We start from the raw sequence: 14444 nt of genomic DNA, 5'->3' as shown, positions 1-14444 counted from the left end.
AGCCGATAAATTTACCCATTATATTTTTATTGGACTTTATTGGACATTGATAAAAACAAACAGGAATATGTTATGCCAAATTCAAACAAAACCGATTCGACCACAAAAATGGCGCCAAAAGACATCAATCAAGATGGCTTGGATAAAAAAGATCAGCAGCGTACCGACGACTCCGCATTAGATATGATGCAAGGGTTACATGAACATGAAGATCACGAAGAAGACGATAAGTAGTTTGTCTCGTTAAGCTTATTTGAATTAGAAAATTAAAATAAAAAGCGCTCATCAAGCAGATGGGCGCTTTTTTTGTCTCGGCTGTCTTTTTTCTGGCAAACGGTCTGACATATAGTTATAGAAAAAAGCTGCACTCAAAACAATGCTAATAGGGACAAATAACGCGCCATAGCCAACTTTGGCATATAAAAACGCCCCGACGGCGCCGCCACCGCAAAAGCAGTACCAAATAATCGCTTGAAAGCCCAATGTAGGCTTGCTGATACGCCGTCCCGCCAGCCAGTTACCGATGGCAGCGCCCATATCAGAGGTCAGACCGGTCAAATGGGTGGTACGAATAACCGCGCCGCTATAGGTAGCGACCATCGCATTCTGTAAGCCGCACGCCATCGCCGCTGCCAATTGTCCTAAGTAATCATGCTGCTGATATAACCAATAGCTAATCAATAATAGCGCCGCTTCTATATACAGCGCACTGCCGTAACGCCGACCGAGCTTTAATGATCGTTGCCCAATCACAAAACCGCTTAATATTGCCCCAGCCAAAAAAGACAGCAGCAAAGCACCGATATATAAAATACTGCGACCGTCTAAATGCGCAATCGCCGCTGAAAACAGGCTGACGTTTCCGGTCACATGCGAGACGGATAAATTGGTAAAGCCCATTAATGCGGCGGTATTGACGCAGCCTGCGCTAAATGCCAGTACAGCGCCGCCCCACAATATCCATTTTGGTAATCTGGTTATCATATTCGTTGCCTAATGGCCCAACACCAAAAAGCCCTTATTATAACCAAAAAAGACAGCCAATTGGCCGTCTTCTCTACTGCTTAACTCATATTAACTTTGCTTACAAACATTATTTTGTCTCATCAAGCATCATTAATTGCTCGCTGATGGCAACGGTATTAAAACCTGCATCCACAAACATAATCTCACCGGTGATACCAGATGCCCACGGTGATAGTAAAAATAGCGCCGCATTACCGACTTCGGTCTGGGTAATATTACGCTGTAACGGGGCGATTTTTTCACTGATATCGAGCATTTTACGGAACGATTTGATGCCGCTTGCCGCAAGGGTACGAATAGGACCAGCAGAAATCGCGTTGACACGAATACCTTCACCGCCCATCGAGGTAGCAAGGTAGCGCACACTGGCCTCTAAACTGGCTTTTGCCATGCCCATGACGTTGTAATTTGGCAATACGGAAATACTGCCTTCATAGGTCAAGGTCAGCATAGAACCATGACGCATGGCTAGCAGCGCGCGTGCTTCTTTGGCCAAGGCCACAAAGCTATAGCTTGAGATATCATGAGCAATTTGGCTGCCTTCACGGGTAGTGGCATTGACGAAATCGCCATCCAACTGGTCCATCGGCGCAAAGCCAATCGCGTGGACAACACCATCAATACCATCACCCCAATGCGCGGTCACTTGCTCAAAACATGCAGCAATCGATTCATCTGATGCCACATCACACTCAAGCACTAAATCCGCTTCAAAGGCTTCGGCGGCCATATCGACACGTTTTTTAATTTTGTCATTGGGATAAGTCAAAATTAACGATGCGCCTTCACGGTGCAGCGCTTCAGCGATTGCCCAAGCGATAGAAAGTTTGCTTGCGATGCCGGTGACGACAAAGCGTTGTCCTTGTAGTAACATAATAGTTCCCTGTAAATCGATTTAAATGACAGATTATTTTTAATAGCTCGCTCATAAATAGCGAGTGAAAACACAAATTAAAAGATGACCCATTATACACGAATTGAGTTAAGTAAACACTCGTATACTGTATTTACTTACACGCTATAAACGCTTAATCTCCTTTCATAGTAATAGCTAATATGGATAAAACGATTATCTACTGAGCATAGCAGTATGAAGTTAAGTGGATTTCAAGTATAATCACAGCCCTCCCAGCTTGCACAATTTTTATAAAAATCCTTTACAACCATTGTTTGTAAACAAGGATTAGCGTTAAGCTACACCCACATTTTGGATGGCTGCCAAACTTATGAGCAATACCCCAACAATAGCAACAGATTTTCAAGAAAGTGTTGAATCCTATCGTCAGCTAATCACTTCAACTGGCGAAGACTTAGAGCGTCCTGGCTTACAAGATACTCCAATACGCGCGGCAAAAGCGTTTGCGCATTTGACGCAAGGCTATCATCAAAGCTTGGAAAAAGTGGTCAATGGCGCGGTATTTCCTTCGACCAATCGTGAATTGGTCTTGGTGCAAAACATTGAATTTTATTCATTATGTGAGCATCATATGTTGCCATTTCATGGCGTCGCGCACATCGGTTACTTGCCCAATGGTCAAGTATTAGGGCTGTCAAAATTCGCCCGTATCGTTGATATGTTTGCTCGTCGCTTGCAAATTCAAGAGAATTTAAGCGAACAAGTCGCACAAACGATTATGGATGTGACAGGTTGCCGCGGTGTGGCAGTGGTTATGGATGCAGCGCACATGTGCATGATGATGCGCGGCGTTAACAAGCAGCATTCAACCACGCGCAGCACAGCGATGCTGGGCGAGTATGTACACGACAATCAAGCCCGTAATGAGTTTTTAGATGCGGTGCCAAAGCGTAAACCTGCGTTTTAATATCGTTTAAAATAAAACCAGTGCTAGTTATAAGCAACAGAGAAGTAAAGAAAAAGAGCACATTGTTGATATCGCAATGTGCTCTTTTTTATTTTTAGAGATTGATCATCGGACTTATTAAGTAGCTTAAATAACTTAAGCAACCTTATCAGTTTTTGCATCACGACTGGCGTGCTCATCACTGGCTTGCTTAATCTTGGTTAAAATATCCTTAATCTCAGCAGCAGATAGATAAGTCGGCACCGCATAAGTATCGCTGACTTCTTTTGCCGCGGCTTTGGCAATATCATTAAAATCACTGCTTTGCATATTTTTAACGGTTGGATCGATATTTAAGGTAGCAATCAGCTCGCGTACTTGTGCGATGAGACTATCGGCAATATCGCTATCACTCTTGCCAGCTTGACCCGATTTGACCATACCAGTCTTGCGAGCTAACTCTGCCAATCTTTTTTTGCTGCCTTTGCGATTGACGTCAAGCACATATGGTAAGACGATGGCATTGGCACGACCGTGGGGGATACTATAGTGCGCCCCCAACTGGTGAGCGATAGCATGAACGTAACCTAGACCGGCTTTATTAAAGGCGATACCGCCGTAATGAGCGGCGATACCCATCTCTTCACGTGCTTTCAAGTTGCCGCCATCTTTATAAACCAGTGGTAGGTTTTGCATTACAGTTTTAACTGCAGAAGCCGCATAATAATCGGTCTCGACGCTAGCATTGGCACTCATCCACGCTTCTAAAGCATGGGTTAAGACATCGATACCGGTATCTGCTGTGATATGCGCCGGCATGCCTTTCATAATAATCGGATCGATAGCCGCTGCTAATGGCACCATTCTTGGGTCGATAGATAGGGCTTTTTGATGCGTTTTGTCATCTGACACCACCGCACCCAACGTCGCTTCTGAACCGGTGCCAGCTGTGGTTGGAATACAATAAAGCGGAACCGAAGGTTTTCTGGCTTTCAAGATACCGATAAGCTGTTTTGGCTTGCAGTTATTGCCTTGTGACATGGCAATCATTTTAGCCGCATCAATAACCGAGCCGCCACCGATGGCAATAATTGAGTCGCACTTAGCGTCGACAGACTTGCGCAATCCCTCTTCGACGACTTTAAAAGTAGGATCTGGGGTAATGCCGTCGTAGATTTTATAGCTGATATTTTTGCTATCTAGATAATCTGTGACTTTAGCAGGGATACCAAGTTTGTTTAATACCGCGTCCGTAACGATAAAAACATTGGTATTGCCTTCATTGATGAGCATGTCACACAAATCTTCACACGAGGTCTCACCGACAAACAACATCGGTCTTCTGACTGGCACTACGTAAGAAAAGGCTTTTAGTACTTTGGCACGCGTCTTAGCAACCGCCAAATAACCAGCGTGTTGTAAGCCTGTACTACTGACCAATTTAGAAATAGTATTTTGTTTTTTCATAGGTATAAAAATCCTTTTTAATAATGCTAATACTAGCAACAACGACAACTTAAAGCAGTGATTCATCACCGCAGTCAAAATAAAAAATGCTGTCAAAACAAAAGCACGGTGAATAAAAATACTGCATCAGCGTCTACATAAAGCAGACTACTGTTTAAACTTATTGTACCACCGCCATTTTTAGGATGTCATGATTATTATGAACTGCGATGTTCTGGTTATTTAGCGTCGCATCTTTACTTATACAAAGAAAATCAGCCATCAACTTGCTTCTTTACGAAAACTTAAAATAGTCTCAGTAGCGACTTGTTGTAGGTTCGTTCAGGCTTTTTACCCACGCGCTTTTCTCCCCAACTAGGATCCCCATCATATTCAATCAATTCGACAAATTCTCTAGGTAGATTTACAGAAACGCCACCAAGATCGCCAATGGCATATTTTTCTTCTGTATTAGCTACGGTTGAACTATCCGAACAACCACTAAGCGATAGAGCGCTAGATAAAAGCATCAAGCATAATTTTCTCATGATTTTTACTTATAATAATTGATAGCGTTTATTGTTATAAGGAACTCGCCTGCAACAGCTGCTGCGCGTACGGGTGCTGTGGATTATTAAACACATCTTCGCTAGGGCCCGACTCAATACACACGCCGTCTTTTATCACCATCATATGCTGGCATAAGGCGCGGACTACTTTTAAATCGTGGCTGATAAACACATAGCTGACTTGCAATTTTGCTTGAATTTCCCGTAGCAAGTTGACCACCGTAACCTGCGTGGTGCTATCAAGCGCCGACGTTGGCTCATCTAATATCAATAAACTTGGCTGCATAATAAGGGCACGCGCAAGGGCGACGCGCTGACGCTGACCGCCCGATAACTCATGCGGATAACGCTGCGCAAACTCCGCTGGTAGATGCACAGTCGCCAAACTATCCATCACTGCTTGCTGGCGTTCTGCTTTATTGACACCTTGTACTAACAGCCCTTCTTCGACGATTTGCATGACCGTCATACGTGGATCGATACTGGCAAAGGGGTCTTGAAACACCATTTGAATTTGCGCGCGCAAGGTGCGCAAATGACGTTTGGACAATGCCGTCATGTCCTGTCCATTGACCATTATCTGACCACTGACACGCGCTTGATTGCTGAGTAATTGGCTTAGCGCAAGGGCAATGGTGGTTTTACCAGAGCCTGACTCACCAACGATACCCAACGCCTGCCCTTTCTGCAGGGTCATATCGACATCTTTTACCGCATCAAACCAACGTTTGGTGCCGCCAAACAAGCTTTTTTCAATAGGAAATTTTACTTGTAGGTTACTGACTTGCAATACGGTTGGTAACTGACTTTCATCATCCAATAAACTGAGTGCTTGCCCGAAATCTTGCTTGATAAGCGAGCGGGTATAGTCCGCTTTAGGCTGGCTAAATACTGCTGCCGTTTGCCCTTGCTCAATCGTGTGTCCTTGGCGCATGACGATGACGTCATCGCTATAGCGCCTGACCAGATTGAGATCATGGCTGATTAATATCATTGCCATATTATGCTGACACTTAAGGTTATCTAACAGGGTTAGAATCTCATGTTGCAAGGTCACATCAAGCGCGGTCGTCGGTTCATCAGCGATTAAAACATCAGGCTGCTGCGCCAATGCCATGGCAATCATGACCCGTTGGCGTTGACCGCCTGATAACTCATGTGGATAGCGATTTAGCTTATCAGCAGGGTCGTTGATATTGACATCGTTTAATAAAGCGATACTTTTTTCGCGCCACTGTTTTTTGGGGGCGCCGCTGATACGCAAGGATTCTGCAATTTGTTTGCCGACCGTATGTAGTGGGTTTAGCGCCGTCATCGGCTCTTGAAACACCATACCGATACGCTGCCCACGAATAGAGCGCAGCGCCACATTTCGCCCTTTGTCATTGGTAATTGGCAGCGCACTCATGTCTTTGGCGTTTGCTAGCTGCACTTCACCGCTAACCGTCAAACTGTCCGGTAGCAAGCCTAATAGCGCAAGACTGGCAATCGACTTACCAGAGCCCGACTCGCCTACTATCGCTAATGTCTGCCCTTGCCGTAGCTCGTACGATAGCTTATCGACCAGAACCATGCCTGCGTCCGTGACGATGCTAAGTTTATCTACGCTCAGTATGAGCTTATTTTGGCTATTGCTATGACTATCATTTGAATGGGCATTTTGCTCATTAGCACTTTGCTCAGTAGTGGTCGTCATATTAGCGGTTATTATTTTATCAGTTGTCATATCACGAGCGCCTCGGATCAAAGGCATCACGTAGCGCTTCGCCAACGAAGATGAGCAAGGATAAAATAAAAGTTAAGCTAAAGAACCCTGATAGCGCGAGCCAAGGGGCATCGAGGTTGTTTTTCCCTTGTACCATCAGCTCACCAAGCGACGGTGAACCAGGTGGCAGACCATATCCTAAAAAGTCTAACGCTGTTAACGCGATAATATTAGCCGTTAAAATAAACGGCAATTGCGACAAACTTGATGCCAATGCATTGGGTAAGATATGCCTGAGCATGATTTGACTGTCTGACACCCCAAGGTTACGAGCGGCACGAACATAATCAAAATTACGCGCACGCAAAAACTCTGCCCGTACCAAACCGACTAGCCCCATCCAACCGAATAACAACATCATGGCAAATAACATAAATATGCTAGGGCTAAACAAGCTGACCAAAATAATAATCATAAACAGCTGCGGCATCCCGCCCCATACTTCCATAAAGCGCTGCCCGGCTAAATCTACCCAGCCACCGTAATAGCCTTGTATCGCACCAACGATAATGCCAATGAGTGCACCCGCAAGCGTCAAGGCGATACCGAACAACAAAGATACCCGCAATCCATAAAGTATCCGCGCCAGCACATCGCGTCCTAAGTCATCGGTACCCAGCCAATTTTGACTATTGGGCGCGGCTGGATATGGAATCCCAAGCTCAACGTTTGGTGTCTGATCGGCAAAGGGAATGAGCGGCATAATATAAAAACCCTGCTCATCAATCAACGCTTGCACTGCAGGGTCTTTGTAATTGGCTTCAGTCTCGAACACCCCACCAAAAGTCGTTTCGGGATAGGCTTTTAGGACGGGGAAATAATAATCACCTTGATACTGCACCAGTAGCGGCTTGTCATTGGCAATGACATTGGCTGCCATACAAATGACAAATATCAGGGCAAAAATAAATAGCGATATTACTCCAAGGCGATTGTGGCGAAAACGGTTTAGGCGTGCCTGCCAAATAGGATTTAGGCGGCGTTTTTTTTCTGGGACAATGGAAGATGTGTTTGAGGGTACAGAAGATAATGGATGACTTGACATTAGCGCCCCTCAAAATCAATACGCGGATCAATTAAGTGATAACTTAAATCACTGATTAACTGTAATAACAGCCCGAGCAAAGTAAAGATAAACAGCGTACCAAATATCACCGGATAATCACGCTGCTGAATGGCTTCGAAACCCAACAACCCCAAACCATCAAGTTTAAAGATAATCTCAATCAAAAAATTACCGGCAAAGAAAATCCCAACGATAGCCGCTGGAATACCGGCGATAATAATCAACATCGCATTACGAAACACATGGCCGTATAACACTTGCCGTTCGCCCAAGCCTTTGGCTCGCGCGGTAAGCACATATTGCTTACCGAGCTCTTCTAAAAAGCTAAACTTGGTCAAGTAAGTCAAGCCAGCAAAGCCGCCAACGGTACTTGCTAGGAGCGGCAATGCCAGATGCCAAAAGTAATCTTTCACTTTACCAAGCGTGCTTAATTGGTCAAAATTTTCGGAAGTTAATCCTTGTAGCGGAAAAATATTCCAATAGCTGCCACCGGCAAAAAACACTAACAGTATGACGGCAAATACGAAAACAGGTATCGCATGGCCGATAGCAAGCAGCATGGCTGTTGCTTTATCAATCCCTGAGCCATGATGCATCGCTTTATAGACACCAAGCGGAATCGCTATCATATAAATCAGCAGCGTACTCCATAGCCCAAGCGAGATTGATACTGGTAATTTTTCAACAATCAAGTCAGTCACCGATTGACCTTTAAAAAACGATGTCCCAAAATCAAGCTTGGCATAATTCCTTAGCATCAGCCAAAAGCGCTCAGGTGCTGACTTATCAAAGCCGTATTGCGCATTAATTGCCGCTACCATTTCCTCAGATAGGCCGCGCGTGCCTTGGTAAGTGCTCTTATTGCCACCGGCACTGCCCGCACCGATATTACCGCTGAGCGCACCGTCTTTTGCACTTTGTTCGATAAGCGCCAGTTGCTGCTCGACAGGGCCGCCCGGCGCCGCTTGGACAATGACAAAGTTCGCCAGCAATATCAAAAATAGCGTCGGTAATATCAGTAACAACCTTTTTAAGATATAACGACCCATAATGACGGCTTCCTAAAACATAGAGATATGACAACTTAGGGTGTGTCCTCATTTTAAAAACGGTCATAAAAATGAGATAAATTGCAGTCAAATGAGAAAAATAGCGCAAATAATACCGGGGTATTAATCAGCTATTTGACGATATTTGGCAAAATTTAGCCATTTTTAGCCCATTTAGATACAATCGCTTGAAGTGAGGACACGCCCTAGCATTTAGAAGTTATTTTTAAGCTCACGTAATGCGGCAAATACTGTCAAAGACTTGTCATCATCGATAGTGACTTTAGACCTCACCCCTGCTATCACACTGGGCTCTTGCGTGCGTAAAAACACGTTGATTGCGCGCTCGTGTTCTAAAATGACTGGCAATGTCGGGATACCTTGGGCGGTTTTTTCTTCTGCTTGCGCAAGCGCTTGCTGCATCGCTTCATTGGCAGGTTCAATAGATAAGCCAAAGCGTAAGTTGCTGGCAGTATATTCATGGGCTGGATACAGCAGCGTCTCAGCTGGCAAGCCATTTAAGCGCTTAAAGCTCTCATGCAATTGCTCAATCGTGCCGGTAAAGACACGTCCGCAACCGGCACTAAATAAGGTATCACCGCAAAAACAATGCTTTTGTCCATCGATATCTAAGATATACGCCATGTGGCTTGCAGTATGACCAGACACATCCCACACTTGCGCGGCACAGCCCCACGCACTGACCGTACTACCATCTTTGATAGCCTGATCTTCATCGACGTTATGCTCTGTATGCGCAACCAAATGCGTCATCGGATAAGATTCTTGTAGCTCGGCAACACCGCCGATATGATCATGGTGATGATGCGTGGTCCAGATAGACGTCAGCTCCAAGCCATTTTCTTCTAAATAAGCGATAACTGGCTCGGCTTGACCCGGATCAATGACAATCGCCTGCTTATTATTTTCATTAATGAGTGTCCAAATATAGTTGTCATTGAACGCTTTAATGGGGTGAATACGAATACTCATATAAAATCCTTAGCAGTGATTGTCTTTATTACTGATGTTTTTTATTAAATTTTAAAAACCAAATGAAACGAGATTTTATTTACTGGTTTAAATGATAATTTTTAAATAACTGTTTTGAGCCATTATCTTAAACTATTGCTTTAAGTATCGATTAACACGGGCTTCCGCTTCTTTATCTGACCACCAATAATCGATACCGATCGCATTGGTCGGCAGTTTTGCCGTATGCCGATATTGATTCCAGTAGGCAACATTGGTGCTAGATTTGCCATATAAAGGGACTAAATAATGTCCTGCCCGTAGCAGGCGATCAAGTACGTGCGTATATAAGACAATCTCATCGCGACTTTTAGCATCGCCCAGTTTTTTAATAACACTGTCAATCGCAGGGTTTTTAATACCGATGGTATTGGCGTTACCCGCTTCATCGGCGGCAGCACTGCCCCAAAAGCCCACTTGCTCCGCGCCAGGCGATAAGCTCTGGGCAAAGATGTCGACCATCATATCGTAGTCAAATCGGCGCACACGTTCATAATATTGTGGCCCATCGACTTGGCGTAAGGTCGCATCAAAGCCCAAACGCTTTAGGTTACGAATATAAGGCAACAATACCCGCCCCATGGTTTCACCCGTCATCAAGATCTCAATCTGAGCAAGCTTACCGTTTGGCTGATACAACTTCATATCTTGATAATAAAAACCAGCCTCTAGCAATAGCTGCCGCGCCTCTAACAATCCTTGACGATTAAAACCGCTACCATCGCTGGTTGGCAATCGCCATTCCGTCAATACCGCTTGCCGCTGAATTGGTTCAAGCTTGGTTAGCAATGGTTTTAATACCTGCATCTCAGCCGCAGATGGCGTGCCAGTTGCTGCTAGCTCTGAGCCATGAAAAAAGCTTTGTAAGCGCTCATATTGGCCATGGAATAAAGTTTTGTTCATCCACTCAAAATCGTAAGCTGCCGTCAAGGCTTGGCGAACGCGAATATCTTGAAAGATGGGACGTCGCATATTCATGACTAGACCTTGCATTGGTACTGGGTTTTCGCTGCTTATAGTTTCTTTATAAATCAAACCTGCCTTGACTGCAGGAAAGTTATAACCCGTTGCCCAGTTCGACGCTTTATTCTCAGGGCGAAAACGATATTGCCCAGATTTAAAACCCTCAAAAGCAATCTCATCACTTTGATAATAGACAAACTTAATCATATCAAAATTATAACGACCGCGATTGACCATCAAATCACGGCCCCAATAATTGGGATCACGCACATAGCTGACCGCACGCCCCGCATCGACGCGGCCAAGCTTATAAGGACCACTACCCATGAGCGGCGTCAATGTTATTTTTTCAAAATCTGTATCAATCGAGGATTTAGCAAAAATAGGGAATTGCCCAACCGTTAATAATATCTCTTTATTATCATCAGACTTAAAAACAAACTTTACCCGCTGCTTATCGATAATCTCAATGTCTTTAATATCGCCCAAATAGCTGCGGATATACATCGGACCTTTAGTCAATATCGCATCATAAGTGGCTTTAACATCATGACTGGTCACGGGCGAGCCGTCCCAAAAGCGCGCAGCAGGATTAACATGGTAAATAATCCAACTGGTATCGTCAGGATCATAGGTGACTTTATCAGCCAGCTGCGGATACATGGTAAAGGCTTCATTGAGGGAGCCCGTCATCAAGGTATCGTACAGATAGTCGGTGCCAACCATCGCCACGCCTGTGGTCATCCATTTATTGGCCGCATTAAAGGTGCCGCGTGCATCTAGCGACAGCGTACCACCTTTGGGCGCCTTTGGATTGGCATAAGGCATATACGGTACATCAATATACTCAGTGGTACTATTATGCCCAAGCGCAGTCGTGGTGATTGGCGCTGCGATACTAACAGGTATCCAGCTGACCGCAATAACAAGCAAGACGGCTTTTAGCATAGAGTTTTTTAGCATCATGACTATGTAATACCCCTCATAACGACCCTCTACTCTAAACCAACTGGGATAAAAAATGCGCGACTGACGACAAAATACATAATTGACGAAATTTTATCATAACAAATTTAGGTTTTTTAACCTAATGCTTTGCAGCGTTAAGGTTGCTACATGACGGATTATGCCGCTTAAAAAACACTAATACGCATAAAAAAAGACGCAGCTCATAAAAGTTGCGTCTTTTATTTTAAAACCTGTGCTAACTTAAGCGTGCTTTTTTTCAAAGTCTATCATAAAGTCAACCAACTGCTGTACCCACTCTAATGACACTGCATTGTAAATACTGGCGCGCATACCACCAACATCGCGGTGACCTTTTAGGTTCATAAGGCCCGCCGCTTCCGACTCTTCTAAAAACACTTTATCAAGGCTGCTGTCCGCTAAGGTAAACGGCACATTCATGATAGAGCGATATTTGGGGTCAACTGGATTGCTATAAAAGCTGCTGTCATCGATGGTTTTATACAGCAAATCCGCTTTTTGCTGGTTGATTTTGCCGATAGCAGCGACGCCGCCCTGCTCTTCTAACCAATCAAACACCAGCCCTGCTAAATACCAAGAATACGTCGCTGGCGTGTTTGACATCGACTCTTTTTCCGCCTGATGTTCATAGTTCATCAGTAGTGGGCACCATTCACTCGCTTTGCCCAATAAATCTTCACGGATAATCACGATAATCAGACCTGCTGGCCCGATATTTTTTTGCGCACCGGCGTAAATCATGCCAAATTTAGAGACGTCAATGGGCTGTGACAAAATGCAAGAGGACATATCGGCGATAATTGGCGCATCGACTTGTGGTGGCTCAAAAATCTGCAAACCATGAATGGTCTCATTAGCGCAGTAGTGAAAGTACGCCGCATCTTTACTCAGGTTCCAGTCGCTTTGGGCTGGCACGTCGGTAAAATTACTGTCTTTACCCGTTGCCACCACATTAACCTCGCCTAAACCTAATTTAGCATAGCGCTGTGCTTCTTTGACCGCTTTACCAGACCAAGTACCCGTCGTTAGATAGTCGGCGCGGCCACCATTTAACAGATTTAATGGAATCGCTGAAAACTGTAAGCTGGCACCGCCTTGTAAAAACAGCACTTTATAGTTATCTGGAATGTCCATGAGCGAGCGCAACTTGGCTTCCGCTTTTTCGGTAATTGCGATGTATTCTTTACTACGGTGACTCACTTCCATGACCGACATACCGCGTCCCTGCCAATCAAGCAACTCTTCTTGAGCGCGTGATAAGACGGCGGTCGGTATGGTGGCAGGTCCCGCTGAAAAATTAGGTACACGGTTAGGAGCGGCTTTAGTGGTCATAATTATTATCCTAAATATGATGAAATCATCGTGGTTATTAAAGGTTAACTGTTAAAGGTGAATGTTATCGTTATCTTTTACTCTCTGTCGTAGTAGTCGTAATAAGTCGTAGTAGTCGTAATAATAGTAAGTGGCAAGCCTTTAATTCTACTTTGATAACTGCTCCCAAAGCTGACGTTTAAGTTTGCTATCTTTAAGCATCTCATCGAGTGTGGGCACAGTAGTCAAGTTCGGATGCTCAAGGCCGTCAGGTAATACGGTCAATGCCGCCACTTTTATCTCTTCGCGACGACCAATCTTAAACACATATCCTGCAAGGCTGGCATTGGCAAGCTCAGCGGTATCCATACCTTCACAAATAGGAAATGAGGTCGTCTCACAGCTGATAGATAGCGCTTGGGTGATATTCTGCCACAGTTTTTGGCTGTCATTATTGAGCGCTTGGATATCAACCAAAATTACCCAATCGCCATAGCGACCACCTTGTAAATCAAAGGGTGCTACCTTTTTAAAGCTTTCCTCTTGAAAGCCCTCTTTGTTCAAACCACTGTCTTTAAAACTGCCATCTTCAAAGCTTGCAGTATCATTTATGTCATCAAGAGCAGTTTGCTGAACGGCCTTATTTGCAAGTGAGGTAACGGCGGGCTTGGAGATATCAGAGGTAGTCGAGTCAAAATGATAGATGACGGGGCTTTGTTGGTCAGAATGACTTAAACCTGTCTCATTAGCGTCATCATAATAATGATTAAGAGGCTCATCATCTACCACATCGGCTATGGCATTAATATTTGGAGATGTAATATGAGAAGATTCATTATTCGAAAATTCTATGCTTGGCTGTTCAGTGCTTGTTGTAGAAGCAGTAGCATTAGAATGAGATGCAACAATGCTAGCGTTAGCTATAACCGCATCAGGCAAGGCAGGCGCAGAAATATCAGCGATACTCAATGTTTCAGAGCTCGGCTGCACCCACTGATTGATACCCATCATCGCTAAAATCTGGCGCTGCTGCATACGATGCTGCAATACAATTAGCGGGTCTTGGACATCACTCATGCTTATTTACTATCCTACTTGTCTAAAATGGATTTACAGCTTTTATTGTCAATTAATCTGCTCAAAAAAGCTGCCGAACGCCTAGCCAATGATTGGCAAGCTCGGTCAAGCAATCATACTCATCTTGACTAACTATCGTATCGTGTAACATCACTGTATGCAACGTGCTCAGCCATTGCCGGTAATCATTATAACCATAAGGCTTATTAGTAGTCGCATTATAATCTATTTGAGCGTCGCCCTGTTGTCTCTGTCGATAATTATCATCACCTTTGGCTTGAGAATCAGACGATTGACTGGCAGGCGCTATAAAAATAGGTACGGCTGCTATTAATGCTAATAATTGAATAC

At 44.4% G+C, this 14444-nt stretch carries 14 protein-coding genes; 2 read left to right on the top strand and 12 right to left on the bottom strand.

Translation table 11 applies throughout. The features are described from left to right. The first annotated feature begins 72 nt into the window (after positions 1-72). Positions 73-234 carry a hypothetical protein gene (locus CXF58_RS13840; RefSeq protein WP_180952548.1) on the top strand — a complete coding sequence of 54 codons (162 nt, stop codon included), beginning with the start codon at positions 73-75 and terminating at the stop codon, positions 232-234. Positions 235-285: 51 nt separating this feature from the next. On the opposite strand, the gene CXF58_RS07355 is transcribed toward CXF58_RS13840, so the two are convergent. Further along, a complete protein-coding gene (locus CXF58_RS07355) occupies positions 286-984 on the bottom strand; it encodes a YoaK family protein (RefSeq protein WP_102077056.1) in 699 nt (232 codons plus the stop codon). 109 nt (positions 985-1093) lie between these two features. Further along, positions 1094-1900, bottom strand: coding sequence for an enoyl-ACP reductase FabI (locus CXF58_RS07350; protein ID WP_068405263.1), 807 nt, complete (start codon positions 1898-1900; stop codon positions 1094-1096). A gap of 352 nt (positions 1901-2252) precedes the next feature. On the opposite strand from CXF58_RS07350, the gene folE reads away from it, so the two are divergent. Continuing rightward, a complete protein-coding gene (folE, locus tag CXF58_RS07345) occupies positions 2253-2849 on the top strand; it encodes a GTP cyclohydrolase I FolE (protein WP_180952547.1) in 597 nt (198 codons plus the stop codon). A 135-nt stretch (positions 2850-2984) separates the two neighbouring features. Here the strand turns inward: folE and CXF58_RS07340 are convergent, their stop codons facing one another. The 10 genes from CXF58_RS07340 to CXF58_RS07295 all read right to left on the bottom strand — a co-directional run. After that, positions 2985-4295, bottom strand: a complete 1311-nt coding sequence (locus CXF58_RS07340; protein ID WP_102077054.1) for an iron-containing alcohol dehydrogenase — start codon at positions 4293-4295, stop codon at positions 2985-2987. Between the two features lie 284 nt (positions 4296-4579). After that, positions 4580-4822: a hypothetical protein gene (locus CXF58_RS07335; RefSeq protein WP_102077053.1), complete on the bottom strand. Its 243-nt coding sequence runs from the start codon at positions 4820-4822 to the stop codon at positions 4580-4582. 34 nt (positions 4823-4856) lie between these two features. Further along, entirely contained in the window at positions 4857-6539 is a 1683-nt protein-coding gene (locus CXF58_RS07330) for an ABC transporter ATP-binding protein (RefSeq protein ID WP_416375574.1), read from the bottom strand. Between the two features lie 31 nt (positions 6540-6570). After that, positions 6571-7653, bottom strand: a complete 1083-nt coding sequence (locus CXF58_RS07325) for an ABC transporter permease (RefSeq protein WP_102077051.1) — start codon at positions 7651-7653, stop codon at positions 6571-6573. Continuing rightward, on the bottom strand, positions 7653-8723 hold the full coding sequence (yejB, locus tag CXF58_RS07320; protein ID WP_068405254.1) for a microcin C ABC transporter permease YejB: 1071 nt from the start codon (positions 8721-8723) through the stop codon (positions 7653-7655). Before yejB ends, CXF58_RS07325 begins: the two co-directional genes overlap by 1 nt. A gap of 213 nt (positions 8724-8936) precedes the next feature. Then, positions 8937-9716 carry a hydroxyacylglutathione hydrolase gene (gene gloB / locus CXF58_RS07315; protein ID WP_068405252.1) on the bottom strand — a complete coding sequence of 260 codons (780 nt, stop codon included), beginning with the start codon at positions 9714-9716 and terminating at the stop codon, positions 8937-8939. Positions 9717-9848: 132 nt separating this feature from the next. Next, on the bottom strand, positions 9849-11681 hold the full coding sequence (locus CXF58_RS07310; protein WP_102077082.1) for an extracellular solute-binding protein: 1833 nt from the start codon (positions 11679-11681) through the stop codon (positions 9849-9851). A gap of 246 nt (positions 11682-11927) precedes the next feature. After that, positions 11928-13037: a 3-phosphoserine/phosphohydroxythreonine transaminase gene (gene serC / locus CXF58_RS07305; protein WP_068405250.1), complete on the bottom strand. Its 1110-nt coding sequence runs from the start codon at positions 13035-13037 to the stop codon at positions 11928-11930. A gap of 147 nt (positions 13038-13184) precedes the next feature. Next, positions 13185-14093, bottom strand: a complete 909-nt coding sequence (locus tag CXF58_RS07300; RefSeq protein ID WP_068405247.1) for a hypothetical protein — start codon at positions 14091-14093, stop codon at positions 13185-13187. A 61-nt stretch (positions 14094-14154) separates the two neighbouring features. After that, the coding region (locus CXF58_RS07295) for a hypothetical protein (protein WP_145989802.1) at positions 14155-14444 on the bottom strand (290 nt) is incomplete at its 5' end.

The organism is Psychrobacter sp. Sarcosine-02u-2 (assembly GCF_002836335.1).
Lineage (GTDB): Bacteria > Pseudomonadota > Gammaproteobacteria > Pseudomonadales > Moraxellaceae > Psychrobacter > Psychrobacter faecalis.
This window is presented reverse-complemented; position numbering and strand designations above follow the sequence as displayed.